Raw genomic sequence first — 26,408 nt, 5'->3', positions numbered from 1 at the left:
TCGGACCACTACAGCCAAAACTCCGGGAAATGTGCCTCCGAAGGCTGTTCCTCCGGTCGAGTGGTCTGATAAGTATGCGGTCATCTGCTCGAACACGCTCAATGAGGAGCCGCAAGATGCCCGGCAGAACAGTGGGGAAGCGGAACAGGTTTCGGACGTTCGGTGCGGTGGCGGCGGTCACCGGCGCCTCGCTCGTGCTCGCCGCGTGCGGCAGCACCAAGGACACCGCGGGCTCGGCCGGCGACGCGGGAGGGGACGGCACCGGCAAGGTCGGCGTGATCCTGCCTCTGCTGACCTCGCCGTTCTGGCAGTCGTACAACGACTACGTGCCGAAGACGGCGAAGTCCGAGGGGGTGGACGCGATGAAGACGGTCAACTCCAACAGTGATCCCTCACAGCAGATCACCGACATCAACAACGTGCTCAACCAGGGCGTGAAGGGTCTGGTCGTCGCGCCCCTGGACAGCGCCGCCATCGAGGCCGGCCTCGACCAGGCCGAGCGCAAGGGCGTGCCGGTCGTCGCGGTCGACGTGGCGCCGGACAAGGGCAAGGTCGCCATGGTCGTCCGCGCCAACAACGTGGCGTACGGCGAGAAGGCCTGCCAGTACCTGGGCAAGGAGATCTCCTCGGGCAAGGTCGTGCAGATCATGGGCGACCTCGCCTCGGTCAACGGCCGCGAGCGCTCGGAGGCGTTCCGCGCCTGTGTGAAGAAGGACTTCCCGAAGCTGAAGGTGCTGGAGATCCCCGCCAAGTGGGAGTCCGACACGGCCGCCTCGAAGCTCGACACCCTTCTCAACGCCAACCCCGACATCAAGGGCATCTACATGCAGGCCGGCGGCGTCTACCTCGCCCCGACCCTGCAGACCCTCAAGTCGAAGGGCATGCTGAAGAAGGTCGGCCAGGCGGGCCACATCGCCATCGTCTCCAACGACGGCATCCCGCAGGAGTTCGACGCCATCCGCAAGGGCGAGATCGACGCCACCGTCTCCCAGCCCGCCGACCTGTACGCCAAGTACGGCATGTACTACATCAAGGCGGCGATGCAGGGGAAGACGTTCGAGCCGGGGCCCACCGACCACGACTCGACGATCGTGAAGCTTCCCAGCGGCATCCTCGAGGACCAGCTGCCCGCGCCGCTGGTCACCAAGGAGAACGTCGACGACCCCAAGCTGTGGGGCAACACGGTCGGATGAGCACACCACTTGTGGAAGCGCGAGGGATCGTCAAGCGCTACGGCCCCACCACCGCCCTCGCCGACGGCCGGCTCACCGTCCTGCCCGGCGAGTCGCACGCCCTGGTCGGCCGCAACGGCGCGGGCAAGTCGACCCTCGTCACCCTCCTCACCGGCCTCCAGGCCCCCGACGAGGGCACGGTTCGCTTCGACGGCGAACCGGCGCCCCCGCTGGCCGACCGGGACGCCTGGCGCCGCAAGGTCGCCTGCGTCTACCAAAGGCCCACGGTGGTCCCCGAGTTGACGGTCGCCGAGAACCTGTTCATCAACCGGCAGCCGCTCCAGCGGCGTTTCATCAGCTGGCGCCGCCTCAAGGCCGAGGCGGCCGACCTCCTCGCCGCCTGGGACGTCCACGTCGACCCGGAGGCACGCACCGCTGACCTCAAGGTCGAGGACCGCCAAATGGTGGAGATCGCCCGGGCGTTGAGCTTCGGCGCCCGTTTCATCGTCCTCGACGAGCCGACCGCCCAGCTCGACAACCGGGAGATCGAGCGGCTCTTCAGCCGGATGCGCGCCCTGCAGAAGTCCGGGGTCACCTTCCTGTTCATCTCGCACCACCTCCAGGAGGTGTACGAGGTGTGCCAGACCGTGACCGTGCTGCGCGACGCCCGCTGGATCACCACGGCCCCGGTCGCCGACCTCCCCCGCGCGGGCCTGGTCGAGGCCATGGCGGGCGAGTCGATCGCCGAACAGGCCGGGCACGTCAGGGAGGTCGACGTCAGCGCCCCCGTCCTCCTCGACGTGCGGGGACTCACCTCACAGTCGTACGAGGACGTCGACCTGACCGTCCGCCGCGGCGAGGTCGTCGGACTCGCCGGGTCCAGCGCCAGCGGCAAGATCGAACTCGCCGAATCGCTCACGGGACTGCACAAACCCAGCGGCGGCACGGCCCGACTGGACGGACAGCGGCTTCCCTTCGGTGACGTGCAGGCCACGCTGAAAGCCGGCGTCGGCTGCGTGCCCCGTGACCGGCACACCCAAGGGCTCGTCATCGGCATGACCATCGGTGACAACGCCACCATGAGCGTCCTGGACCGGCTCGGCCGCTTCGGCTTCGTCGGCACCGACCGCAAACGCGGCTTCGCCACCGAGCTGATCGAACGCCTCGACATCCACGCCGAGGGCCCCGACCAGCCCGTCTCCGACCTGTCCGGCGGCAACGCCCAGAAGGTCGTCATGGCGCGCGCCCTCGCCTCCGACCCGCGCCTGCTGGTCCTCATCAACCCCACCGCGGGCGTCGACGTGAAGTCGAAGGAGTCCCTGCTCGCCCGCGTGGACACTGCCCGCGACGACGGCACCGCCGTCCTCGTCGTCTCCGACGAACTCGACGACCTCAGACGCTGCGACCGCGTCCTCGTCCTCTTCCACGGCCGCGTGGTCGCCGAGCACCCGGCGGGCTGGCGCGACCACGAGCTGATCGCCTCCATCGAAGGAGTGGACCATGGCTGACACCAAGGCGGCCCCGCCGCTCGCCCCGCTCCAGACCCCCGTCGCCCGGTCGGCCAGGACCGTCCTGCTGCGCCGGGCCCGCGAACTCGCTCTCGTCCCCGCACTGTTGCTGCTACTCGTGCTCGGCGCGGTGGTCAACGACTCGTTCCTCACCGAACGCAACCTCATCTCGATCCTCGGCGCCTCGGCCGCGCTCGCGATGGTCGTGCTGGCCGAGTCGCTGGTCCTGATCACCGGCAAGTTCGACCTGTCCCTCGAATCCGTCGTCGGTATCGCGCCCGCCGTGGGCGCGCTCCTCGTCCTGCCGGTCGCCCAGTCCGGCTGGGGCACGGAGTTCCCGGCCGTGCTCGCGCTGCTGGCGGTCCTCGTGGTCGGCGGGGCGATCGGCGCCTTCAACGGCATCCTGGTCGTCAAGTTCAAGCTGAACGCGTTCATCGTGACGCTCGCCATGCTGATCGTCCTGCGCGGTCTGCTCGTCGGCGCCACCAAGGGCAAGACGCTGTTCGGCATGCCCGACAGCTTCTACTCCCTCGCCACCACCACCTTCCTGACCATCCCCATGTCGGTGTGGGTCGCCGCGGTCTCCTTCGCCCTCGCCGGGTTCATCCTGAAGTACCACCGCATCGGGCGGGCCCTGTACGCCATCGGCGGCAACGCGGACGCGGCCCGCGCGGCCGGCATCCGCGTCGAACGCGTCATGCTCGGCGTGTTCGTCGTCGCGGGCGTCCTCGCCTCCGTCGGCGGCATCATGCAGACCGGCTACGTCGGCGCCATCAGCGCCAACCAGGGCCAGAACATGATCTTCACCGTGTTCGCGGCCGCGGTGATCGGCGGCATCAGCCTCGACGGCGGCAAGGGCACCATGTTCGGCGCCCTGACCGGCGTACTCCTCCTCGGAGTCGTACAGAACCTGCTCACCCTCGCCCAGGTGCCGTCCTTCTGGATCCAGGCCATCTACGGCGGGATCATCCTGGTCGCCCTCATGATCGCCCGTGTGACGACGGGACGCGCCCAGGACTGATCCCGCCCTGCCCCCGTCTCCGACCGAAAGGCCCTCTGTGTCCGCGACGCCCGTCCCCCCTTGCCGCATCTCGGCGGTCGACACCTACGACATCCGTTTCCCCACCTCGCGCGAGCTCGACGGCTCCGACGCGATGAACCCGGACCCCGACTACTCGGCCGCCTACGTCGTGCTGCGTACCGGTGCGCAGGGCGGGCCGGAGGGGCACGGCTTCACCTTCACCATCGGGCGGGGCAACGAGGTCCAGGTCGCCGCGATCCACGCGCTGCGCCACCATGTGGTCGGGCGGTCCGTCGACGAGCTGTGCGCGGATCCCGGTTCCCTCTTCCGGGACCTGATCGGCGACAGCCAGCTGCGCTGGCTCGGGCCCGAGAAGGGCGTGATGCACATGGCGATCGGCGCGGTCACCAACGCCGTGTGGGACCTGGCGGCCAAACGCGCCGGCAAGCCGCTGTGGCGGCTGCTCGCCGAGGCCGACCCCGAGTGGCTGGTCGCCCAGATCGACTTCCGCTACCTCACCGACGCGCTGACGCCCGAGGAGGCGCTGGAGCTCCTGCGCAAGGGCCGGGAGGGCGCCGCCGAGCGCACCACCGACCTGCTCGCCCGGGGCTTCCCCGCCTACACCACCTCCCCGGGCTGGCTCGGCTACGACGACGAGAAACTGACCCGGCTCGCCGCCGAGGCCGTCGCGGACGGCTTCCGGCAGATCAAGCTCAAGGTCGGCGCCGACCTCAACGACGACGTACGGCGCTGCCGTGTCGCCCGCGAGGTCGTCGGTCCCGGCATCCGTGTGGCGATCGACGCCAACCAGCGCTGGGACGTCGACGAGGCGATCCGCTGGACCAAGGCACTCGCCGAGTTCGACCCGTACTGGATCGAGGAGCCCACCAGCCCCGACGACGTCCTCGGCCACGCCGCCATCCGCAAGGCGGTGGCCCCGGTGAAGGTCGCCACTGGCGAGCACGTGCAGAACCGGGTCGTCTTCAAGCAGCTCCTCCAGGCCGGCGCCGTGGACGTCGTCCAGATCGACGCGGCCCGGGTTGCCGGCGTCAACGAGAACCTGGCCGTGCTGCTGCTCGCGGCCAAGTTCGGCGTGCCGGTCTGCCCGCACGCGGGCGGTGTCGGCCTGTGCGAACTCGTCCAGCACCTGTCGATGTTCGACTACGTGGCCCTGTCCGGCACCACCGAGGACCGGGTCATCGAGTACGTCGACCATCTGCACGACCACTTCCTCGACCCGGTGGTGATCCGCGAGGGTCACTACACGGCACCCAGCACGCCCGGCTTCTCGGCCGCCATGCGACCGGAGTCCATCGCGCGGTACACCTTCCCCGACGGCGCCTTCTGGGCCGCCGACCTCGAGACGCACAACGACGAGAACACGAAGGGACAGGCGGCATGAGCGACTTCGAGGGCCTCAAGGCACTGGTGACCGGCGGCGCCTCCGGCATCGGCAGGGCGACGGCGGAACTCCTGGCGGCGCGCGGCGCCCAGGTCGCCGTACTCGATCTGGACCCGTCGTCGGTGGACAAGCCGCTGCTCGCCTACCAGGCCGACGTCACCGACGACGCCTCCGTACGCACGGCCGTCGCGGCCGCGGCGGCCGACCTCGGCGGCCTCGACGTCCTGGTCAACAACGCGGGCATCGGCGCCCAGGGCACCGTCGAGGACAACGACGACGAGGAGTGGCACCGCGTCCTGGACGTCAATGTCGTCGGCATGGTCCGCGTCGCCCGCGCCGCCCTGCCGCACCTGCGGGAGTCCGCGCACGCGGCGATCGTCAACACGTCGTCCATCGCGGCCACCGCGGGCCTGCCGCAGCGGGTGCTGTACAGCGCGACCAAGGGCGCCGTGTACTCGCTCACCCTCGCCATGGCCGCCGACCACGTCCGCGAGGGCATCCGCGTCAACTGTGTGAACCCCGGCACGGCGGACACCCCGTGGATCGGCCGTCTGCTGTCCAAGGCCCCCGACCCGGCCGCCGAACGCGCCGCCCTGGAGGCCCGCCAGCCCACCGGCCGCCTCGTCACGGCCGACGAGGTCGCGGGCGCCATCGCCTACCTGGCGAGCCCGCTGTCCGGCGCCACCACGGGTACCTCACTCGCCGTGGACGGCGGCATGCAGGGCCTGCGGCTGCGCCCGGCGGGCCAGTGAGCACGCTCGGCCGCAGCGGCGTCCAGGTCAGCGAGCTCGCCTTCGGCGCCGCCGTGATCGGCAACCTCTTCACCGAGGTCGGCGAGGAGCAGGCGCACGCGGCCGTGACCGCGGCCCGGCAGCGGGGTGTCCGCTACTTCGACACCGCCCCGCACTACGGCATCGGCCTGTCCGAACGCCGCCTCGGCGCGGCCCTGCGCGAGCACCCTCGCGCGCAGTACACGGTCTCGACCAAGGTGGGCCGCCGCCTGGAGCCCACCGCGGCGAGCGGCGACGACCTGGCGAACGGCTTCGCCGTCCCCGCCACCCACCGCCGCGTGTGGGACTTCAGCGCCGACGGCGTACGGCGCACCCTGGAGGCGAGCCTGGACCGGCTCGGCCTCGACCGCGTCGACGTCGTCTACCTCCACGACCCCGACGACCACGCCGAACAGGCATTCCGCGAGGGCTACCCGGCCCTGGAGAAGCTCCGCTCGGAGGGCCTGGTCGGCGCGATCGGCGCGGGCATGAACCAGTCCGCGATGCTCACCCGCTTCGTCCGGGACACGGACGTCGACGTGGTGCTGTGCGCCGGCCGCTACACCCTGCTCGACCAGGACGCGCTCACCGACCTCCTCCCGGCGGCCGTCGCACGCGGTACGTCCGTCGTCATCGGCGGCGCCTTCAACTCCGGCCTGCTGGCCGACCCGCGGCCGGGCGCGACGTACGACTACGCCCGGGCGCCGGCCGACGTCCTGGACCGAGCCCTGCGTCTGAAGGCCCTCGCCGACCGCCACGGCACCACCCTGCGAGCCGCGGCCCTGGCCTTCTGCGCCGCCCATCCGGCGGTCGCGAGCGTCCTCGTCGGCATCCGTTCGGCGGCCGAAGCGCACGACTGCGCCGACCAGTTCGCGGCGTCCGTCCCCGCCGCCTTCTGGCGGGAGGCGCGCGACACCGGCCTCCTGCCGGGCGACGCCCCCGTCCCCACCGAGGAGCCGTCATGAGAGTGGCCCTGCACACCAAGGTCCGCGCCGACCGCGTCGACGCGTACGAGGCCGCCCACCGCGAGGTCCCGGCCGAGCTCACCGACGCCATCCGCGCCGCCGGTGCCGTCTCCTGGACGATCTGGCGCAGCGGCACCGACCTCTTCCACGTCCTGGAGTGCGAGGACTACGCCCGCCTCCTCGCCGAACTGGAGAAGCTGCCGGTCAACGTCGCCTGGCAGGCCCGCATGGCCGAGTTGCTGGACGTGGTGCACGACTACTCAGGACAGGGCACGGACGCCGGCCTGCCCGTCGTGTGGGAGCTGCCGTGACCGTGGACGCGCACCATCACGTGTGGGACCTGTCCGTCCGGGACCAGGACTGGATCGACGCGCACAGTCCGCTCCGGCGCGACTTCACGGTCAAGGACCTCGTTCCCGAGGCCCGCGCGGCCGGGGTCGACCGCACCGTGCTCGTCCAGACGGTCACCGTCGCCGAGGAGACCGAGGAGTTCCTCGCCCTCGCGGCCGACCACGAGCTGATCGCGGGCGTCGTCGGCTGGACCGACCTCACCCGCCCCGGCGTCGCCGACGAGCTGGCCCGGCTGCGGGAGCTGCCCGGCGGGCAGTACCTCAAGGGCATCCGCCACCAGGTCCAGGGCGAGCCGGATCCGGAGTGGCTGCTGCGTGCGGACGTACGGCGCTCACTCGCCGCCGTCGCCGACGCGGACCTGGTCTACGACCTGGTCGTCCTGCCCCATCAGCTCCCCGCCTGCACCGAGGCGGCGGCCTCCCTGCCCGGACTCACCTTCGTCCTGGACCACCTGGGCAAGCCACCCGTCGCCTCCGGCGCCCTGGAACCCTGGGCGTCCGACGTCCGCGCCCTCGCCGCCCTGCCCAACACGGTCTGCAAGCTGTCCGGCCTGGTCAGCGAGGCGGCCCCCGGCTCCTGGACCGTCGACGGCCTGCGCCCGTACGCCGACACGGTACGGGACGCCTTCGGCCCGGACCGGCTGATGTTCGGCTCGGACTGGCCGGTGTGCACGACGGAGGCGACGTACGGCGACGTGCTCGACCTCGCACGGGACTTGATCGGCGCGGAGGACCACACACAGATCTTCGAGACCACCGCCACCCGCGTCTACGACCTCTGAGTCACCCCGGCCAGCCGCGTCGGCGGCAAATACTCCCGCACATACGTCCGCTCCCAGCACGCGCCCGTCTCCCGCAGCTCACGCCACGTCGTGTACCGGTAGCGGAAGAGGCGGGCGCGGACGTAGCGGGGCGGGGCGTCGGCCGGGAACGGGGAGCGGCGCAGCAGCTTCAGCGTGTCGCGGTCGTTCTCCAGGAGCCGTTCCACCAGGGCGCCGAACCAGGATCCGGCGTACGCGGGCGACAGCGCGGCGAACCACATCATCCAGTCGAGGCGCAGATGGTACGGCGCGAACTGGCGTGGCCAGTGCCCCGGATCGCCGGGCTTGCCCTTGAACTCGTACTCCCGCCAGTCGGAGTCCTCGCGCGGCACGTCGGCGTCCGTGCCCTCGACGACCACCTCGTGGCGCACCCGGCTGACGCTGCCGAAGGCGCCGTAGGTGTTGACCAGGTGCAGCGGGTCGAAGGAGCGGTTCATGACCTGGCGGCGGGAGAGCATGTTGCGGACCGGCTGGTAACTGAGCCCGGCCAGCAGCGCGGCGACCGCCAGGACCAGCACCTCGTACCAGAGCGGGGTGCCGGGCACCGACGGCGGATCGGCCGGGAACCGCACCGCCGACAGGGCCAGCACGATGGTGATCCAGTTCAGCCAGGAGAAGTTGCCCGAGAGCACCAGCCACAACTGGGTGAGGATCATCAGCGAGGCCGCCGCCGTGGCGACCGGCTGCGGGGTGAACAGAAGGAAGGGCACCACGAGTTGGGTGACGTGGTTGGCGGCCACCTCCACCCGGTGCAGGGGCCTGGGCAGATGGTGGAAGAACCAGCTCAGCGGCCCCGGCATCGGCTGCGTCTCGTGATGGTGGTCCAGGCACGTCAGTTTCCGCCAGCACTCGTCGCCGCGCATCTTGATCAGACCCGCCCCGAACTCGACGCGGAACAGGATCCAGCGCAGCAGGAACAGCACCAGGACCGGCGGCGCCACCTCGTCGTTGCCGAGGAAGACGGCGAGGAAGCCGACCTCCAGCAGCAGGGACTCCCAGCCGAAGCCGTACCAGGTCTGTCCGACGTTCACGATCGACAGGTACAGCACCCACGGCACCAGCCACAGCACCATCCCGCCCCACAGCGGGAGGAGTGAGTCGAGCCCCGCGACGAGTGCCGCCGACACCGCGCAGCCCGTCCACGCGCAGACCGCGAAGAACCGGTCCGAGTAGTGGAGTTGGAACAGGCTCGGGGCGCGCTTGAACGGGACCCGCTCGACGAAGCGGGGGACGGGCAGCATGCCGCGCTCACCCATCAGCGCACGGAACTGCAGGGCCGCCGTCAGGAAAGCCACGAGGTACAGCACGGCCAGAGCCCTCTGGAAGACCAGCCGGCTCATCCAGTACTCGGGTGCGGTGAACCACTCCACGGCCGTGTGCTCCTCCTCTCCATGCTCGCGCTCTCGATGCTCGCGCCGGAACCCGGGTGACTCTCCGTGTACCTCGGCTCCGCTTGCGTAACCCAAGTGAGTGAAGCAGACAATAGTGACGAACTGCCCGGGATGGACGGGAGAGTGTGGTGCGCATACCCACCGGAACGCTCGTCACGGCCTGCGTGCTCTCGGCGGCGCTCCTCGTCGCCGGGTGCGGCGGCGAGGACGAGGAGACGAGGGCGAGCGGGGAGCTCTTCCTGCAGCCGGCCGCGGCCCAGGGCCCCGATCCCTTCACCAACTCCACGGTGACCTCGACGGCCACGCCGCCGCCACCGGTCACCCGAACGCCGCAACCGGACCGGTCGGGATCGACGGCCGTGCGATCCGTGTCCGGTGGCACGCCCGGGCTCTACACCGGCACCGCACGGGTCGGCAGCTGCGATGTCGGCCGGCAGATCGACCACCTGACCCGCGACCGGGCCAGGGCCCGGGCCTTCGCCCGGGTCGAGGGCATCGACCAGGCCTCCGTCCCGGACTACCTGCGCGGACTGGCGCCGGTCACCCTGCGCGCCGACACGCGGGTCACCGGCCACGGCTACCGCGACGGCCGGACGACGAGCTACCAGTCCGTCCTGGAGGCCGGCACCGCCGTCCTCGTCGACAGCAGGGGCGTGCCACGCGTGCGCTGCGCCTGCGGCAACCCGCTCAAGCCGCCGGTGGCGCTGCCGGGCGGCCCCGGCACCAGCGGCCGACCCTGGGCCGGATACCGGCCCGACCGGGTGATCGTGGTGGCCCCGGCCGCCCAGGTCATCACCAACGTCACGATCATCGACGTCGTCACCACCACCTGGATCGAGCGGCGCATCGGCCACGACGTCCGCCACGACCGCGTCGTGCCCGCCCCGGACCCGGTACCGCCGTCCCCGCCCCCGTCTCCGTCCCCGGACGAGAGTGCGTCGCCGAGTGCGGAGAGCTCCTTCCCGGAGGCGACCGACTGCGCGACCCCCACTCCGACCGCCACCGCCACCGCCACCCCGGGCACCTCCGACGGCGTACCGATCGGCCAACCCACGCCCCTGCCCACCGGCGCCCCCACGGACCCGCCCGCGAGCGCGACCCCGGACTGCCCCGCAGCCACGGCCACGGCGACCGTGAGGCCCCCCACGAGCGAGCCGGGGAACCCTCTCGTCCCGACGGACGACACGAGCCTGCCCGGTGCCGGGACGGCGATCCCGCAGGAGCCGGCCGTCGAGGGCCCCGGCAGCCACCCGGACTCCCTCGATCCCCTCGACTCCCTCGACTCTCTCGACTCCGCGGAGGAGGTCGGCCCCCAGACCGTGCCGGACGCCCCCGACCTGCCCGACGGCGGGGGACTGATCCCCGACGACCCGGCCGGTACGGACAGTGTCTTCGGCAGCCCCACCGATGTCTTCGACAGTTGACCGCACGAGCTCACCGGCCCGTCCCCCCGGTCGAAAAATCAGACAAACCCTGGCAAGGTGGCCACATGGTTGATCGGGGAGCGAGCGCCCTGTCACTCCCGGACGACTGGCCCGCCCACCCGGATCCGATCCTGGCGCTCAACCGCATGGGCAGTTTCGACTGGGACCTGGACACCGGTCTGTTCTACATGGACGCCCAGGCCTACGAGGTCTTCGATCTGCGCCCCGACGAGTACGACGGGAACCCGACGACCCTCGCCATCCGGGTGCCGCAGGCCGAGGCCCACCGGCTGGACGCCCTGGTCGCCCGGGCCATGAAGGACGGCAGCGAGAACTACGGCACGTACTTCCGTCTCCGCTGCCGCAACGGCAGCCTGCGCTGGACCCACACCCAGGGCTACATCAGGCGCGACGAGACGGGCCGCCCGCGCCGGATCATCGGCATCGTGCGCGACGCCACCCAGGAGCTCGGTGACATCGCGTCCCGCCGGGAGCAGGCCGCCCAGGACGAGGCGAGGCGCCGGCAGACCAACGTCGTGCAGCTCACCACGGCCGCCCTCGCCCATGCCCGCACCGTCCAGGACGTCATCGACGTCCTCAAGGACACCCAGGGCCTCACCCACCTCGGTGCCACCAGCCTGGTCTTCGGCCTGGTCGAGGCCGACCGCATCCGGCTGGTCGCCGAGGGCCCGGAGGGCAGCTTCGTCCCCGGCACCGACGTCACCCGGATCGACGAGCCGTACCCGATGAGCGAGGCCGTCCGGACCCTCAGCCCCCGCTTCATCGAGTCGCCCGAGGAGTTCGCGGACCGGTACCCGGTCCTGTGGCCGTACATCACCGACCTGAACATCACGTCGGCCGCCTATCTCCCGCTCATCGCCGAGGCTCGCCCGATCGGCGCCATGGGCCTGCTCTACAGCGACCGGCGCGGCTTCTCGCCGGAGGACCGCAACGTCTTGGTCGCGCTCGGCAGCAGCATCGCCCAGAGCCTCATGCGGGCCATGCTCTACGAGCAGGACAAGGACCTCGCCACCGGCCTCCAGCAGGCCATGCTGCCGCGCACCATCCCCAGCGTCCCCGGCGCCGACGTCGCCGTCCGCTACCGCGCCGGCAGCGCCGCGGGCTCCCTCGGCCGGGACATCGGCGGCGACTGGTACGACGTGATCCCGCTGCCGGGCGGCCGGGTCGGCGCCGTGATCGGTGACGTCCAGGGTCACGACACGCACGCAGCCGCCGTCATGGGCCAGCTGCGTATCGTCCTGCGGGCGTACGCGGCCGAGGGCCACATGCCGGCCACGGTGATGGCCCGCGCCTCCGTCTTCCTCCACGAACTCGACACCGACCGTTTCGCGACCTGTCTGTACGCGGAGGCCGACCTGGCCACCGGGGTGGTCCAGGTGGTCCGGGCCGGCCACATCGACCCGCTCGTCCGACGCCCCGACGGCACCTGCCGCCGCGTCTTCGTGGACGGTGGACTGCCGCTCGGTCTGTCCGCCGAGTTCGGGAGCCTCGAGTACCCGGTCGCCACCCTCGAACTGGACCCCGGCGACACCCTGTTGCTGTGCACCGACGGCCTGGTCGAACAGCCCGGCGCCGACCTCGACGACGGCATGCGGACCCTGACGGGCCTCATCGCCACCGGCCCGGACGACGTCCGCGACCTCGCCGACCGGCTCATCGACCTCGCCGAGGAACGCGGCGGCGACGACGACGTCGCCCTGCTCCTGCTGCGCCGCCGCAGCCTGGACACGCCGCGGGCCCAGGGCCGTCTCCAGCAGCACGTGGCATCGGGCGACCCCGAGGCCCTCACCGAGGCCCGGCACATGATCCGTGCCGCGGTCGGCGCCTGGGAGGCCCGTGACCTCTCCGACGAGATCGAGCTGGTCGCCGACGAACTGATCACCAACGCCCTGATGCACACCGAGGGCTCGGCGATCGTCACCTTGCGGGTCCTCACCGGCGGCGGCCGCCGGTTGCGCGTCGAGGTCGAGGACGCGTCCAGCGCCCTGCCACGCCGCCGCGAGGCGGGCGAGTCGGGCGTGTCCGGCCGTGGCCTGCTCCTCGTCGACCTGCTCACCGACGCGTGGGGCGTGGAGGCGCGCGGCGGCGGCAAGTGCGTGTGGTGCGAGTTCGTGGTGCCGGACCGCGGCTGACCTGAGCGCGACGGCCCGCGGTGGCACTCTGGACGTATGCCGGAACTGCCCGAGGTCGAAGCGCTCAAGGACTTCCTGACCGACAACCTCGTCGGCCACGAGATCATCCGCGTGCTGCCCGTCGCGATCAGTGTCCTGAAGACGTACGACCCTCCGCTCACCGCCCTCGAAGGCCACGAGGTCACCGCCGTGCACCGGCACGGCAAGTTCCTCGACCTGGAGACGGACGGCGGCCCGCACTTCGTGACCCACCTGGCCCGCGCCGGCTGGCTCCACTGGAAGGACCGGCTTCCCGACGGCCCGCCCCGCCCCGGCAAGGGCCCCCTCGCGCTGCGCGTGGCCCTGGAGACCGGCGCGGGCTTCGACCTGACGGAGGCGGGCACGCAGAAACGCCTCGCGGTGTACGTCGTCCAGGATCCCCAGCACGTCGCGGGCGTGGCCCGGCTGGGCCCGGACCCGCTCGCCGAGGACTTCGACGAGGCCCGCCTCGCCGCCCTGCTCAAGGGCGAACGCCGGCAGATCAAGGGTGCCCTGCGCGACCAGAGCCTCATCGCGGGCGTGGGCAACGCCTACAGCGACGAGATCCTGCACGCGGCGAAGATGTCCCCGTTCAAGCCGACCTCGTCCCTCACACCCGAGGAGACCGGCCGTCTGTACGAGGCCCTGCGCTCCACCCTCACGGAGGCGGTCGAGCGTTCGCGAGGAGTGGCGGCCGGACGGCTCAAGGCCGAGAAGAAGAGCGGCCTGCGCGTCCACGGCCGCACCGGCGAGCCCTGCCCGGTGTGCGGCGACACCATCCGCGAGGTCTCCTTCAGCGACCGCTCGCTGCAGTACTGCCCGACGTGTCAGACGGGCGGCAGGCCACTGGCGGACCGGCGGCTGTCCAGGCTGCTGAAGTGAGTCACCAGTGCTTGCTGGCCACGAGGTAGGTGACCAGCGCGAGTGCGCCCAGGATCAGGGCCGGGACGGCCAACCCCTTCGCCAGTGAGGTGAGGCTGCTCGTCCAGCTCGATGCCGAGGTCGTGTAGCGGTCGTGCCGCGCACGGAGGTCGTGCCGGGCGAACGCACCGAGGACGAGCGCGGCGGCGGCGGTGATCAGGCAGATGGTGAGCGACGTGACCACACCGAACTCGCCGACGTGGTCCGCGATGGCGCCTCCCGGCCCCTCTTCGATCCTGTCGCGCACGGCTTGCGCCGCTCCCACGGCGGCGAGGACGACCGTGACCACCGAGGTGACGGCGAGGGCGAGGGCCGCACCCGCGAGGGCGGGGGCCCAGCGGGACCTGGGAGACGTCCGGGACGTGGGGGACGTGGGGGACATGGGAGACCTGGGGGCGGTCCGGCCTGCGACGGGCTCCTGGGGGGCCCGGCGTGGCTGCTCGGGAGGGCGGCCGGTCTGCCCGGTGTCGATGATCACCGTGTCCCGGTCGGCTCGCGGCGGCTCCTCCGGACGTTTGGGAACGGCCTGCCCAGGCGCGGGTGCCACCACCGCCTCCACGTGGACCACCGCGTCGTCGGCGACCCCCTTGAGCACGATGTCACCGGACAGTGGGCCCTCGGTGGACGTGTCCAGCCGGACGGTCAGCCCGTTCGCCACCGGCTCGACCCTCAGCCACGACTGTGTGGACTGGGCCACGCAGTGCCGGGCGAGGGGCGGGCCGCCCAGGGTCAGCGACTGTTGCCGAGGCGTCGAACCCTGCGGCACCCGGCCGAAGTCCAGACGGTCCGGGGAGGGCGCCAGGCGGACCTCGCGGAGAGCGCCGCACGCCAGGTCGGCGATCTGCCGGATGTCGTCGCGCGCGATCTCCTCCAGGTCCTGACGTGCTCCCTCGGCGATGGGGAGGGACTCGTTCTGCAGCCGGGATCTCAGCTCCAGGACGGCGCCCTGCCGGGTGAAGGCGTTGTCGCTGTGGAGGGCGGCCGTCAGCGAAGGCGGTGAGGGAATTTTGACGATCTTGATGCGGCCGCGCCGGCTGTGCGCCAGTGTCAGCTCCCCCTCCATCTCCACGTCCTTGCTCGGGGTCTGGTGCGGATTGACCTCCCGGACGCGGTCGTAGACGTAGTCGTACAGCTCGTCGAGGGTGACGACGCCGTCACCGTCGCGATCGGCCTCGCCGCTCTCCAGTCCCTGCACCACCGCGTGTGTGAACACCGACGGCCGCGGCGCGGAGTTCTCGGCGAGTTCGGGGCCCTCGAAGGCGTACTCCATGGAGTTGGACGCCGTGATGACGGCCCTGCCGCGCCCGCCGGGGGGCTTGTCGCCCCGGAAGGATTCGAGGACGTTCACGTCGCCGGTGGCGCGCACGGAGCCCGAGGCCCGGGAGAAGGCGCCGCCGTAGCAGCAGTCGAGGAAGAGGACGGTGCTGCCCGCCCGGGTGCGGGACATGCACCGGCGCACGAAGTGTGCGGGGACGGCCGTGGCGTCCAGCAGGCGGGGGTCGGTGTCTTTGGCGGCGAAGTAGAGCTCGCCGGACTCGCTCTTGAGTCCGTGGCAGGAGAAGTGCAGGAGCAGGGTGTCGTCGCGTCGACGGTCGTTGAAGAATGCCTGGAGGTGCCGGTTGGTGATGTGGGCGGGTTCGTTGCGGATGACCTGGACCTCGAAGTCGCCGATCTCGGGATCGTGCAGGACCTCGGCGAGGGCCGCGGCGTCCTGCGCGGGTGCCCGGAGTTGCTTGAGTCCTTGGTCGTCGTAACGGTCGTTGGCGATGATCAACGCGTGCCGGGCTTCCGTCATGGCGGGGCTCCTGCCGTTGCGTGGCGCCGCACGAAGACCTCGAAGGCCTCGGCGACCTGCTCGTCGGTCGCCTTGGAGACCTCCAGGACGTCGTCGTCCAACTGCAGGCGCAGCGAGGGGCGCGCGTCATGGCACCGGCCGAGCCAGCCCCGGACCACGGTCACCACCTGGGTCAGGGCGGTGGCCGAGCTGCCCAGCGCGACCAGCAGGGAGCCGATCTGGGCGACGTCCACGGCCCGTGCTCCGGGCGGAACCGCCTCCCCGGGAACGGCCGTCACGTCGTCCACGTCGAGCTGAAGCAGTTCCTCGCGCAGGTAGCCGGTCAGCTCCGCCACGCGTTCGGCTTCCGCTCCCTCCTCGGAGAGGAGGATCATCAATTGGTCGCCCACCGGTTCAGCCCCTTCGCTCGTGCTCCCAGGGGCGGCGCGGAGCGGGGGGCCTGCCAGTGGCTCCGCGTCGGTATGTCCAGTTTCCGTCCGTGGCCGCCGAGCGGCAAATCAGGCGATGTGCGGGCCGGTCAGCGGGGTTCGAGCGTCACCAGGTGCTTCCCGTCCGTCGTCCGCACCTCGTACCGGACGATCTGGTCGGGGTGCATCGACGCGCCGCCGCGCATGGTGTTGGCGCGGGCGTCGTGGTCGGGGACGTTCCAGTTGGTGATCGTCTGTTCGGAGCCGTCCTGACCGATGGCGACGAGGACGCAGGCACGAGGGCCGGCACCGTCCTTGACCTTGAGCTCCACCTCGCTGCCCCAGGTCTCGTCCTCGGTGGTGATCTCGGCCCACACGCCCGAGCGTTCGTCGGTCGCGGTGACCCGCGCGGCGGCCCCGCCGCTGTCGCTCGCCATGAGCACGATGCCGGGTCCGGCCACCGCGAGGACCACCGACGCGGCCAGGGCGTACCACAGCCGCCTGCGGCGCGCCCGCTGCCGTACCGACACCTCGCCGAGCAGCCGCTCCAGCATCCGGGGGCCGGGCTGCGCCGTGGGGTGCACGACGCGCGGTGTCGCGCGCCGGTACAGCATCAACTGCCGGGTCGCGGGCCCGAATTCGGTCACGTGTACCGCACAGCGGGGGCACTCCATGAGGTGGTCCTCGAAGCGGAAGGCGTCCGCCTCGTCCAGCACGCCGAGCGCGTACGCGCCGACGTCGCGATGCCTCTCCAGGGACCTCATGACGAATCCTCGTGCCGTTGAGTGGGTGGGGGGTTACTCCTTGCTCCCACCGGTACGCACCGGACCGCCGAATCACTCAAGACACACACAGAATCGCAACCAACGATTCGGAGCGGCCGGACCCGCGGATTGGTCCGAGTCGAACGAATCTAGAAAAGGTGGATCGCGAGGTGTCCCAGAGGCAACCCGAGCTGCCACGCCGGCGTCCATACCTTGGGCCCTTCGTCCTCACCGGTCACCGGACCGCCGCCCGGCACGGCGTTCAGGTCGGGTGCGAGCAGCTCGGTCTCCTCCAGCCAGCGCCAGGCCGTGCGGGCCAGGTCCAGGTCGGGGGAGGGGCCGTCGGTGGCGGCCTCGGCGGCGGTGAGCGCGGCCATCCGTTCGCTCACCCAGTCCTGCCACGGCTGGTCGTACGCCGTCAGCGACAGCCAGTTCTCCAGCTGGGAGACGACCTGGATGCCGGACAGTTCACCGTCGGTGTCGGACAGGAAGATGGTCAGCGCCAGGGCGTCCCGCCCGGCGCGGAACTCGAACGACGTCGGTGGCATCAACTCCCCGGACCGCAGCAGTTCGTCGGCGATGTACTCGGCGTACAACCACGCCATGGGGACGGTCAGTTCGCCGCCGCCGGCGCCGTCCGTGCTCTCTTGACCTCTGTGCAGCATTCCTTCCTGCCTTCCTCCGGTGCGTGCGCGTCGCCCGTCGCCGGGCCCCAGTGCGGAACACGGATGAGGACAGCCGATTACTCAACCGGGGTCAGAGGCAAGGCGCTTTACGGAGGCTTGACTCAGTCATGGGTTTCATCGCAGGTCGGCCGCGTATCCGGGCAGCACCCGGCGCAGGGCGCGCAGCGCGTAGTACGCGCGGGACTTCACGGTACCGGGAGGAATGCCGAGGCTCTCCGCGGCCTCCGCCACACTCGCCCCTTGGAAATACACCAGCACCAGGACTTCACGGTGTTCCGGAGTGAGTGTCTTCACAGCCTCGCGCACATCGAGGGCCGCGGCCGCCCGCTCGGCGTGATCGCCGCACACCCGGGCGTTCTCCAGGATCGCGTCGCCGACCTCCGCGGGCCGCGCCTGCCGGGCCCGCCGCGCGTCTATGGCGAGCCGCCTGCCCACGGTCAGCAGCCAGGGCCGTACGGACTCGAAGTCGTCGGCGCGCAGGGCCTCGGGATGCTGCCAGGCGCGTACGAGAGTCTCCTGGACGAGGTCCTCGGCGCGCTGCCGGTCGCCGTCGCAGAGCCGGAGCAGGAGCGCGAAAAGGGGCCGGCCGTGCTCGCGCTGCAGTGCGGCGAGCTCGTGCTCGGCGGTCGTCCCGTTCGTGAGAGTGGTTCCGGCCGTCATGGCTGCATGGCACAACAGGGGGCCGTTTCTGGACAGGGCGGGCGCACAGGTCTGCGGCGGACGGTCGATCGCGTCGGCGAACGGTTCGACGAACGGTCGGCATCCGGCCGTTCGCGCGCTCCGGACGGGCTAAAGAGGGCGGGGAGGTTGTTTGCGGTCGTCGTCAGCGTCGTACCTATTTGTGCGTAAATATGACCACAGTGGGGTGAGCTGATGATTGCACGCAGACGGCAGGTGGCCCTGGCCCTCACGGCCCTCCTCGCCGCGGGCGCCGCCTGCCAGGCCCAGGACCAGGACGCGCCCGCCCGGCCGGGGCGTCCCGCGCCGGTCAAGGGCACCGGCTTCACGCTCGTGGCCTCCGGCGACGTCCTCCCGCACAGTTCCGTCATCGACCGCGCCCGCTTCGACGCGGGCGGCACCGGCTACGACTTCCGTCCGATGCTCGCCGGCGTCCAACCGGTCGTCTCCCGCGCCGATCTGGCGCTGTGTCACATGGAGACCGTCTACGGCGAGAACGGCGACTACACCGGCTACCCCACCTTCAAGTCCCCGCCCGAAGTGGCGCAGGCCCTCGCGGACACCGGCTACGACGGCTGCTCCACCGCCTCCAACCACAGCCTCGACGACGGCGCCGACGGTATCCGCCGCACACTGGACGCCCTCGACGCGGCGGGCGTACGGCACGCCGGTTCGGCGCGTGCCGAGGCCGAGGCGGGCACGGTCACGATGCTGCGCGCGGGCCCCGCGAAGGTCGCGCATCTCGCCTACACGTACGACACGAACGGCTTCCCGCTCCCGCAGGGGCAGCCCTGGGCCGTCAACCTGATCGACGAGAACAGAATCGTCGCGGACGCGCGAGCGGCCCGGGCGGCGGGCGCCGACGTGGTCGTGGTGTCCGTGCACTGGGGCACCGAATGGCAGGACGGGCCCGACGAGCGGCAACTGGCCCTGGGCCGCTCGCTCACCGCCGCCCGCACCGGTGGCCGCCCCGACATCGACCTGATCCTCGGCACCCACGCACACGTCCCGCAGGCGTACGAGAAGGTCAACGGCACCTGGGTCGTCTACGGCATGGGCGACCAGATCGCCGGCGAGATGTTCAACCACGAGGGTGTCCAGGACCCGCGCGGCAACCAGTCCACCCTCGGCCGCTTCACCTTCGCCCCGCCCGCCCGGCCTGGGCAGCGCTGGCGGGTGACCCGGGCCGAGTTCGTGCCCCAGGTCTTCGACGTCGACGCGGGCCGGGTGCTGAACCTCAACGAGGCGCTCGCCCGGGGCGCCGACGTGCGGGGCCTGCGCGACCGCATCCGGGACGTCGTCCTGAGCCGGGGCGCGGCGAAGGACGGGCTGGTGATGGGGAAGTAGCCCGGCTCAGTCCACGTCCACGTGGTCGAAGGTGCGCACCATCTCGGTCAGCACCCGCACGCACGCCCGGACTTCCGCGTCGGTCAGATCGCCGCCCACCCGCCGGTTGAGGGTGTGTTCCCGTGCCAGGACGGCGACGATGGTGGCCTGCCCCGCCTCGGTGAGCCGGATCAGCGAGGACCGCTGGTGCGCCGGGTTGGGCGTGATCTCCACCCAGCCGCGGGAGGCCGCCTCGTTGACCATGCGCTGCACGAACTGTCGGCTCAGGGCCTGTGCCCTGCCCATCTGGGGCACCGTCATGGCCCCGTTCTGACGCAGCAGGTTCAGCACGGCGCGCACGCCGGCGGATGCCCCCTCGATCGGTTCGGCCTGCTCCACCTTGTGCGCGGCGCGCCGGTAGAGCGGACCCACGAGGTCGAACACCTCGGTGAGGCGGTGGCCGAGTTCGTCGGGGGCCAGGGGTGCGCCGGTGTCGTTCATACGGCCATCATGACACCTTGGTTGCCAAAACCCGCCCCCACATGACACCTTGGTTGTCATGAATGCTGCTTCGGAGCTTCGCTTCTTCCCCTCTGCCGACGGCGACCTCGCCTACCTCGACGCCGGCTCGGGGGATCTCGTGGTCCTGCTCCACGCGGGGTACGTCGACCACCGGTTCTGGGACGACCAGATCGCGGCCCTCGCCGCCGGGCACCGCGTGATCGCCCCGGACGTACGCGGCCACGGATCCTCCGCCAACGCGACCCGACCGTTCCGCTGGGCCGACGACCTCGCCGGTCTGCTGCGCCACCTCGACGCGGGCCCCGCCGTCCTCGTCGGCGTGTCGATGGGCGGGGTCATCGTCACCGACACCGTGCTGGAGCATCCGGAACTCGTCCGCGCGGTCGTCACCTGCGGCGCCGCGACCGGCGACTTCCAGTACACGGATCCCTGGCACCGCGGGATCCAGGCGGAGTACGCGCGCACGCTGGGCGCCGGTGACATCGAAGGCTGGCTCACGGCCTTCCTGCGTGTCGTGCCGGGGGAGCACCGGAGCGCCGACGAGATCGATCCGGTGATCCCGCGCCGGCTGCGGGAGATGGCCCTCGACATGATCTCGAAGCACACGCCCGACGAGAAGGACTGGCTCGTACGGGTGACCGACTCGTGGTCCCGCCTGCCGAAGATCGACGTGCCCGTGCTCACCGTCAACGGCGGCCTCGAACCCGCCGACATGATCGACGCGGCCCAGCGGCTCGCCGGCACCGTCCCTGACGGCCGCTCCCGGACCATCGAGGGCGTCGGCCACTACCTGAACCTGGAGAAGCCGGAGGCTTTCAACGAGATCCTGCTCGACTTCCTCCGCACCCTGTGACCATGGGCTGACGCGACAGCGACCGCCCACCGTCCCCTTCCACGTGACGGTGGGCGGTCACGGCACCACCGTCACCGGCCACCGCCCCGCCTTCACCAGCCGGACCGCCACCGATCCCACGATCCGGTGGCCGGCCTGCTCGGAGGCACCCACCACCACCGCGTCCGCCTTGAGGTCGTCCGCCGCCTTCACCAGGCCGTTGTAGGGGTCGCCGCGGAAGGTGTGGAACTCCCAGCGCACGTCGAATATCCCCTTGCTGTGCTCGGCCGCGTCCCGGATCTGCGCCACCAGGTCCTCGGCGATCTCGTCGGTCGTGTCGGTGACCGGTGCCCCGAGCGCCGCGCCCGCCGCCAGCACCGGCTGCACGTAGACGACCGCGAGCAGCGCGTGTTGTCGCCGGGCCAGGCCACCGGCGTACGCCGCGGCGCGGAGCGATGAGTCGGAACCGTCCACGCCGACCACGATGACCTTGGGGCCGTCCGTGCCCCGCTCGAACCCCTGCGAGTGCTGCTGTTCCGTCACGGCTGCGAGGCTATCGGAAACCGCAGGTCCCGCCCCCGCCCGGGACGCCTCGGCGGGCGAGGCGGCCGGGCTCTTCCTGCGGTCGGAACCCGCCGCGGTCGCCGAACTGGGCCCGGTCGTACTCGGAATTGAGGCAGGCGTCGGCATCGGCCTGCCTCCGCGACCGCCGAAGGCTTCGTCTCCGTACCTTCGTTGCGCAAACTCCGGGGAAAGGGGCACCCGAAGGGCGGGCACCGGCCGGCCACGACCGAAGGCCTGCCGACGCTCTCGGTGCCCGGCCTCGACGGAGGGGACGAGGCCAGGCCCGGCGAGCCGGATGCGGACCTGCCCCAACAGGTCCGCATCCGGCACCGCACGCTCGACCGGCGGCGCGCAGCCAGCACCGGCCTCTGCCCGGCGGGCACCCACCGCCTGACCATCCGTGAGACGTTGCCGTTCCCTGCTGGTGCGCCTCCGGTGACGATCCGTCACGGCGGTCCGTCGCATCGGGCGGGTGGGATCGCGCCCGCCCCCGTTGGGCCGGGCGGGTGGAATCGTGCCGCCGTCCCGGTGCCGCTGTGGTGCGCCGGGTCCGCTCCGGGCGACTGATGAGTCATGACGAAGGATCAGTTGCTCACACGGCTGCTCACGCGGCGCAGCGCGTTGCTCTTCGGCGCCGCGGCCTGCGGGGCGGCCGGCACGGCCGGAGTACTGGCCGCGGTCACCGGCGACCAGCCGGTCCGGCCCGCCGCCCCGGCGGCCGGCCCCGCGACGCACCTCGCACCCAAGCCCTCCGCCTACCGTCTCCAGCCCCTCACCGGGTACGGCCCGCCCGCTGCCGCGCCCGCCCGGCCCCACGTACGGCGCGAGCCGCTCCTGCGCATGTCCGGGCGCGGCCGTTCCATGGTGCTGACCTTCGACGACGGGCCCGACCCCCGCTACACCCCGGACATCCTCGACACCCTGGCGGAGTACGACGTCCGAGCGATGTTCTTCGTGTGCGGGGAGATGGCCGCCGACAACCGCGAGCTGCTGGCCCGCATGGCCGACGAGGGACACGTCGTCGGCAACCACACCTGGTCCCACCCGCTGCTGACCCGCCTGAGCCGCGGACGGATCCGCTCGGAGATGGAACGCACCTGTGAGGTGATCGAGGAGGCGTACGGCGAGCCGCCCGTGTGGTTCCGGGCGCCCTACGGAGCCTGGAACCGTGCCGCCTTCCAACTCGGCGCCGAACTCGGCATGGAACCGCTGGCCTGGACCGTCGACACCCTCGACTGGGCCACTCCGGGCACCCGGGCCATCGTCGGACGGGTCGTGAACGGCGCCGCCCCCGGCGTCGTGGTGCTCTCGCACGACGCCGGGGGCGACCGCACCCAGAGTGTCAGGGCGCTGCGCGACTATCTCCCGCACCTGCTCGACTCCGGCTACCACGTCACGGTCCCGCGACGGCAGTACGCGTAGCCGGACCACACCGCCCGCCGGGTCGGGGAACGCTCAGCGGACCTCGACCATGCGGGCGAAGGCGACGACGTTACCGTCGTAACCGTTCTGCTGGGAGAAACCGCCCCCGCAGGTGATGACCCGCAACTCCGGGTGGCCCTTGGAACCGTAGACACGGTCGCCGGGGAAGTTGTTCTTCTCGAAGACCTCGATGCCGTAGATCTCGAACACGGCCGTCTTTCCGTCCTTGCGGGTGACCTCGACGCGACTGCCTTTCTTCAGGGCCCCCAGTCCGTAGAACACGGCGGGGCCCTGCTGGTTGTCGACATGGCCGACGACGACCGCGGTGCCCTTCTCGCCCGGGGAGACCGCACCCGTGAACCAGCCGGCCAGGTTCGGGTCCTCCGGCGGCGGTGCGGCGACCCAGCCGTCCATGTCCAGGCCGACCGGGATGACCGGCGCGTCGACGTTGATCGCCGAGAGCCTGACCCGGTCGGGAAGGGAGTACGGCAGGGGCTCGGCAGCGGCGAAGGTGCCGCCGGGCAGCCGGCTGTCCGCCGCGGCCGCGGAGGCGGGCTGCGGCGGCCCGATGTCGAACTCCCCCGAACCGTTGCGAATGAGCGCGAGGCCGGTCAGCAGAACAAGCGCTATCACGCCCCAAGGAGCGCGCTTCTTCCGCCGCTCCTCCTCTTCGGCCAGCTCGGCCAGCTCGGACGCAGACATTCGACTTCCCCTCTCGACGCGGCCGTCGCCTCGTCATTCGCGCATGGAAGAACGCTAAGTCTCACGAGGGAAACCGGCGACGGGGCGGATGCGAACGGGTGGCCCGCGCCGCCGCTGGTGCGCCATCCGAGTTGCCGCCCGCAGGAATTTTCTGACGGTCCGTGACCTGCGGTGATATCCGATTGTGTGCTTTTTCTTCGGCGTGTCCTCTCACCAGGACGGACCATTCCCGAAATGCGGTTCAGCACAAGGCATCTGAGGGTCTGTCTGGGAGGCGCTTTCTCGCCGATCGACCGGGGACGGTTCCCGGGGTGTCTCCCGCGGAGGATCACATGCGTACTACTCGTGCCCTGGCGGCCACCGGCGCCGCGATCGCCGCTCTCGGACTCGCCGCCCCAGCGGCCGTCGCCCGGGACGGCATGGGCGTCAGCCCGACCAACATCGTCGCCCTGCCCAGTGTCATCGCCCGCGGTGGGCAGCTGACCGTCACAGTCGACAACTGCCCCACCGGCGGCACCATGACCTCGGACGCGTTCCCGAGCACACCGCTGACGCCGATCCACGGCGCCAACCAGACCGCGAAGGGCACCGCGACGATCAACCGCAACGCGCGTCCGGGTTCGCACAGCATCACGGTCAACTGCAACGGCCGCATCCTGACGAACCCGGCGGCCTTCACCGTCATCGGCGGCGTCCAGGGCGGTATCGGCGGCAGCAGCTCCACCGGGGCGACCCCGGCCGACATCGCCATCGGGGGCGGGCTCGTGGCCGCGGCCGTCGTCGGCGGAGCGGTGTTCTGGATGCGCCGCCGGGCCGAGAACCGGATCTGACGGTCCCGGATCCTGATCTGGCCGACCCCCTTCGGAGACAACGGATCGCACGTGTACAGGCCTTCGCCCCGGATCCGTCAGGGATCCGGGGCGAAGGCCTGTGCGGTGGGCGACGCGGTCAGGCGCCGTCGTCGCCGGTGCGGCGACGGGAGAAGTGGTACGCCGCCCCGACCGAACCGGCGATGAGCGCGACCCCCAGGCCGATCTCCTTGAGGTCGAAGCCGCCGAAGCTGCTGCCCTCACCGGCGTGCACGCCCCGGCTCGGGTGCAGCGGCTCCGGTCTCGGGGGGACCGGGCGGTCGCCGGCGATGGTGAGGCTCGCGTTCTGCCAGAAGGTGCCGCAGTGGAACGTCACCTCGTAGATGGCGCCCGGTTTGGCGTCCCAGTCGACCATGGCGGTGGCGGAGGTCTGGCCCCGGCGGATGGTGAGGTCGTCGAAGACGCCGGAGGAGACGAACACGGCCTGGTCGCAGCCGGTCGCGCGTAGGGTCACCTGTCCGCCGGCCGCGATGGTCGTGGGGTGGACGGCTACCCGGAAGCCGGCGGTCTCGGCACTCGCCTGGGCGACGCAGGCGGTGAGGGTCAGGGCGCTCACGCCCAGCAGTGCGGCCGAAGCGACGCGTATCGCGCGCACGATGAGTCCTCCGGATCTCCGAGGAGCAGCCGCGGACCTTTTCCGCTTGCGCCGGAAATGCACCTCGATGACCGAAACGGTAGGAACATGCGTGCGTCTGCGCGATCGCAGTAGCGCGAATGGGGCAAGCGTGTGGACCACCCGGGGGACGGTGTTCCTGCGGCCGGGGGACACCGGCGGTGTGGCGGGCGTCCCCCGGGCCGCCCGTGTGGTGAGGACCTGTCGGTGGCCGCTCGGGTGCCGCGCCGTCAGCCCTTGGCGTCCGGGAAGAGGCTCAGGAACGGGTCGGCCGACGCCGCGATGCCCCGGCTGTACGGGGCGTCGAAGTCCCAGATCAGGAAGAGCAGGAAGGCGATCAGTGCGGAGAACAGCCCGGCGAGGATCAGTTCGCGTGTCGTACGCCGGATCTGCAGTGCGAAGATCATCCCGATGGTGGCCGCACCGCCGCCGATGAGGCCGAACCACACCACGCCCGGCATGGTGGGCGCCGCCGAGTCCGCCCGGGCGTTGCGCGCCTGGTCGGCGGTGGCCATCTGGTCCAGGACCGGCTGGTAGGCCTGGGCCTCGAAGTCGGTCGCCGGCCGGTAGTCGGTGACGTCCACGCGGACCTCGTGCAGGAGCTCGGTGCCCCGCTCGGTGAGCTGGCCGGTGTCGGCCATCGACTCCCACTCCGTGGTCACGACGTGTCCGACATAGGCGTTGACATCGTCCCGAATACGGTCACGGACGTCGGCCGGGTAGACCCTGACCCGCTCCGAGATCTCGTGCAGCGCCTGCGCCTCCGCCTGGACGTGGTCCTGCGCCGCGCTGCGCGCCTCCCACACACCGGCGATGGCCAGGCCCAGGACGATGGCGTACACCACCCCGATCCACATCGTCATGTACTCGATGACGTCCGGCGTCTCGTTGGGGTCCTCGTCCTCGGGTGCCCTGCGGTGCCGTACGAGGGTGATGACGACCACCACGACGCAGGCGGCCAGCATCGCGAGGGTGAGAACAAGCCATTCCGGCAAGGGGTGCCTCCAGATTCAGCACTAGCGCGGCCGCAGCGCGGCGACGGCGATCACCGCGGGTGCGGTGATGAGCAGGACGTAGGTGACCGGCGACGTGGCGCCGTGGGCCGGCCGCTGACGGGGGTGCGCCTTGTAGCGCGGATACGTCACCGGGGTGACGGAAGGACGCGGGGTGGGCTTCGCCGACGGCGTCGGGGTGGGGGGTGGCGGCGGAGGCGGGGGCGGAGTCGGCGTGGGCGTCGGCTGCGGGTGGGCCGGCGCCGGCTGCGGTGCCGGTGGAGGCGGCTCGGGCGTCGGCGTGGGCCGCGGTTTCGGCG

The 26,408-nt window shown here is 71.4% G+C and carries 27 protein-coding genes; 15 read left to right on the top strand and 12 right to left on the bottom strand.

The window, feature by feature from the left end; genetic code table 11:
• Window positions 1-116 precede the first annotated feature (116 nt).
• From KUM49_RS29830 to KUM49_RS29795, 8 genes are read left to right on the top strand one after another with little or no spacing between them, the layout of a single operon-like run.
• Window positions 117-1,193, top strand: a complete 1,077-nt coding sequence (locus KUM49_RS29830; protein WP_217240073.1) for a sugar ABC transporter substrate-binding protein — start codon at window positions 117-119, stop codon at window positions 1,191-1,193.
• Window positions 1,190-2,680 (top strand): sugar ABC transporter ATP-binding protein, encoded by a 1,491-nt coding sequence (locus tag KUM49_RS29825; protein WP_217240072.1) that lies wholly within the window; start codon window positions 1,190-1,192, stop codon window positions 2,678-2,680. Before KUM49_RS29830 ends, KUM49_RS29825 begins: the two co-directional genes overlap by 4 nt.
• On the top strand, window positions 2,673-3,701 hold the full coding sequence (locus tag KUM49_RS29820; protein WP_217240071.1) for an ABC transporter permease: 1,029 nt from the start codon (window positions 2,673-2,675) through the stop codon (window positions 3,699-3,701). Before KUM49_RS29825 ends, KUM49_RS29820 begins: the two co-directional genes overlap by 8 nt.
• A 37-nt stretch (window positions 3,702-3,738) precedes the next feature.
• On the top strand, window positions 3,739-5,103 hold the full coding sequence (locus tag KUM49_RS29815; protein WP_217240070.1) for an L-fuconate dehydratase: 1,365 nt from the start codon (window positions 3,739-3,741) through the stop codon (window positions 5,101-5,103).
• Window positions 5,100-5,855, top strand: coding sequence for an SDR family NAD(P)-dependent oxidoreductase (locus KUM49_RS29810; RefSeq protein WP_217240069.1), 756 nt, complete (start codon window positions 5,100-5,102; stop codon window positions 5,853-5,855). Before KUM49_RS29815 ends, KUM49_RS29810 begins: the two co-directional genes overlap by 4 nt.
• The gene (locus tag KUM49_RS29805) at window positions 5,852-6,838 is read left to right on the top strand and encodes an aldo/keto reductase (RefSeq protein WP_217240068.1); all 987 of its coding nucleotides are present in this window, start codon (window positions 5,852-5,854) and stop codon (window positions 6,836-6,838) included. Before KUM49_RS29810 ends, KUM49_RS29805 begins: the two co-directional genes overlap by 4 nt.
• Window positions 6,835-7,149: an L-rhamnose mutarotase gene (locus KUM49_RS29800; protein ID WP_217240067.1), complete on the top strand. Its 315-nt coding sequence runs from the start codon at window positions 6,835-6,837 to the stop codon at window positions 7,147-7,149. The genes KUM49_RS29805 and KUM49_RS29800 overlap by 4 nt, the downstream gene beginning before the upstream one ends.
• Entirely contained in the window at window positions 7,146-7,970 is an 825-nt protein-coding gene (locus tag KUM49_RS29795) for an amidohydrolase (protein ID WP_217240066.1), read from the top strand. The genes KUM49_RS29800 and KUM49_RS29795 overlap by 4 nt, the downstream gene beginning before the upstream one ends.
• On the opposite strand, the gene KUM49_RS29790 is transcribed toward KUM49_RS29795, so the two are convergent.
• On the bottom strand, window positions 7,958-9,379 hold the full coding sequence (locus KUM49_RS29790) for a lipase maturation factor family protein (RefSeq protein WP_217240065.1): 1,422 nt from the start codon (window positions 9,377-9,379) through the stop codon (window positions 7,958-7,960). The genes KUM49_RS29795 and KUM49_RS29790 overlap by 13 nt on opposite strands.
• Before the next feature lie 149 nt (window positions 9,380-9,528).
• Here KUM49_RS29790 and KUM49_RS29785 point away from each other — a divergent pair, with 149 nt between their 5' ends.
• The 3 genes from KUM49_RS29785 (at window position 9,529) to KUM49_RS29775 (ending at window position 13,877) form a co-directional block, all read left to right on the top strand.
• The gene (locus KUM49_RS29785) at window positions 9,529-10,824 is read left to right on the top strand and encodes a DUF6777 domain-containing protein (RefSeq protein WP_217240064.1); all 1,296 of its coding nucleotides are present in this window, start codon (window positions 9,529-9,531) and stop codon (window positions 10,822-10,824) included.
• Between the two features lie 65 nt (window positions 10,825-10,889).
• Window positions 10,890-12,977, top strand: coding sequence for a SpoIIE family protein phosphatase (locus KUM49_RS29780; protein WP_217240063.1), 2,088 nt, complete (start codon window positions 10,890-10,892; stop codon window positions 12,975-12,977).
• A gap of 36 nt (window positions 12,978-13,013) precedes the next feature.
• A complete protein-coding gene (locus KUM49_RS29775) occupies window positions 13,014-13,877 on the top strand; it encodes an Fpg/Nei family DNA glycosylase (protein WP_217240062.1) in 864 nt (287 codons plus the stop codon).
• A gap of 1 nt (window position 13,878) precedes the next feature.
• Here KUM49_RS29775 and KUM49_RS29770 read toward each other — a convergent pair whose 3' ends face one another.
• The 5 genes from KUM49_RS29770 to KUM49_RS29750 all read right to left on the bottom strand — a co-directional run bounded on the left by KUM49_RS29770 (window position 13,879) and on the right by KUM49_RS29750 (window position 18,228).
• Window positions 13,879-15,711, bottom strand: coding sequence for a caspase family protein (locus KUM49_RS29770; RefSeq protein ID WP_217240061.1), 1,833 nt, complete (start codon window positions 15,709-15,711; stop codon window positions 13,879-13,881).
• The gene (locus KUM49_RS29765) at window positions 15,708-16,100 is read right to left on the bottom strand and encodes a hypothetical protein (protein ID WP_217240060.1); all 393 of its coding nucleotides are present in this window, start codon (window positions 16,098-16,100) and stop codon (window positions 15,708-15,710) included. Before KUM49_RS29765 ends, KUM49_RS29770 begins: the two co-directional genes overlap by 4 nt.
• A 128-nt stretch (window positions 16,101-16,228) precedes the next feature.
• Window positions 16,229-16,882 (bottom strand): zf-HC2 domain-containing protein, encoded by a 654-nt coding sequence (locus KUM49_RS29760; protein WP_217240059.1) that lies wholly within the window; start codon window positions 16,880-16,882, stop codon window positions 16,229-16,231.
• A 149-nt stretch (window positions 16,883-17,031) separates the two neighbouring features.
• On the bottom strand, window positions 17,032-17,547 hold the full coding sequence (locus KUM49_RS29755; RefSeq protein ID WP_217240058.1) for a hypothetical protein: 516 nt from the start codon (window positions 17,545-17,547) through the stop codon (window positions 17,032-17,034).
• Window positions 17,548-17,682: 135 nt separating this feature from the next.
• A complete protein-coding gene (locus tag KUM49_RS29750; RefSeq protein ID WP_217240057.1) occupies window positions 17,683-18,228 on the bottom strand; it encodes a sigma-70 family RNA polymerase sigma factor in 546 nt (181 codons plus the stop codon).
• Window positions 18,229-18,441: 213 nt separating this feature from the next.
• Between KUM49_RS29750 and KUM49_RS29745 the strand changes: the two genes are divergently transcribed.
• A complete protein-coding gene (locus KUM49_RS29745; RefSeq protein WP_217240056.1) occupies window positions 18,442-19,593 on the top strand; it encodes a CapA family protein in 1,152 nt (383 codons plus the stop codon).
• A gap of 6 nt (window positions 19,594-19,599) precedes the next feature.
• Here the strand turns inward: KUM49_RS29745 and KUM49_RS29740 are convergent, their stop codons facing one another.
• Window positions 19,600-20,073 carry a MarR family winged helix-turn-helix transcriptional regulator gene (locus KUM49_RS29740; RefSeq protein ID WP_217240055.1) on the bottom strand — a complete coding sequence of 158 codons (474 nt, stop codon included), beginning with the start codon at window positions 20,071-20,073 and terminating at the stop codon, window positions 19,600-19,602.
• A 58-nt stretch (window positions 20,074-20,131) separates the two neighbouring features.
• Here KUM49_RS29740 and KUM49_RS29735 point away from each other — a divergent pair, with 58 nt between their 5' ends.
• The gene (locus KUM49_RS29735) at window positions 20,132-20,947 is read left to right on the top strand and encodes an alpha/beta fold hydrolase (protein WP_217240054.1); all 816 of its coding nucleotides are present in this window, start codon (window positions 20,132-20,134) and stop codon (window positions 20,945-20,947) included.
• Between the two features lie 57 nt (window positions 20,948-21,004).
• Here KUM49_RS29735 and KUM49_RS29730 read toward each other — a convergent pair whose 3' ends face one another.
• Entirely contained in the window at window positions 21,005-21,469 is a 465-nt protein-coding gene (locus KUM49_RS29730) for a universal stress protein (RefSeq protein WP_217240053.1), read from the bottom strand.
• A gap of 594 nt (window positions 21,470-22,063) precedes the next feature.
• Between KUM49_RS29730 and KUM49_RS29725 the strand changes: the two genes are divergently transcribed.
• A complete protein-coding gene (locus KUM49_RS29725; protein WP_217240052.1) occupies window positions 22,064-22,912 on the top strand; it encodes a polysaccharide deacetylase family protein in 849 nt (282 codons plus the stop codon).
• Between the two features lie 33 nt (window positions 22,913-22,945).
• Here KUM49_RS29725 and KUM49_RS29720 read toward each other — a convergent pair whose 3' ends face one another.
• Window positions 22,946-23,614: a class F sortase gene (locus KUM49_RS29720; RefSeq protein WP_217240051.1), complete on the bottom strand. Its 669-nt coding sequence runs from the start codon at window positions 23,612-23,614 to the stop codon at window positions 22,946-22,948.
• Window positions 23,615-23,946: 332 nt separating this feature from the next.
• Between KUM49_RS29720 and KUM49_RS29715 the strand changes: the two genes are divergently transcribed.
• Entirely contained in the window at window positions 23,947-24,444 is a 498-nt protein-coding gene (locus tag KUM49_RS29715; RefSeq protein ID WP_217240050.1) for a hypothetical protein, read from the top strand.
• Window positions 24,445-24,562: 118 nt separating this feature from the next.
• On the opposite strand, the gene KUM49_RS29710 is transcribed toward KUM49_RS29715, so the two are convergent.
• From KUM49_RS29710 to KUM49_RS49895, 3 genes are all read right to left on the bottom strand, one after another.
• Window positions 24,563-25,078, bottom strand: a complete 516-nt coding sequence (locus tag KUM49_RS29710; protein WP_217240049.1) for a hypothetical protein — start codon at window positions 25,076-25,078, stop codon at window positions 24,563-24,565.
• Window positions 25,079-25,326: 248 nt separating this feature from the next.
• On the bottom strand, window positions 25,327-26,091 hold the full coding sequence (locus KUM49_RS29705; RefSeq protein ID WP_217240048.1) for a DUF4239 domain-containing protein: 765 nt from the start codon (window positions 26,089-26,091) through the stop codon (window positions 25,327-25,329).
• Window positions 26,092-26,112: 21 nt separating this feature from the next.
• Window positions 26,113-26,241: a hypothetical protein gene (locus KUM49_RS49895; protein ID WP_302185502.1), complete on the bottom strand. Its 129-nt coding sequence runs from the start codon at window positions 26,239-26,241 to the stop codon at window positions 26,113-26,115.
• Window positions 26,242-26,408 lie beyond the last annotated feature (167 nt).

Origin of the sequence: Streptomyces sp. AC555_RSS877, assembly GCF_019049245.1 — a bacterium.
Lineage (GTDB): Bacteria > Actinomycetota > Actinomycetes > Streptomycetales > Streptomycetaceae > Streptomyces.
Note: the sequence above shows the minus strand (reverse complement) of the source record. Positions and strands in the feature narration are given on the sequence as shown.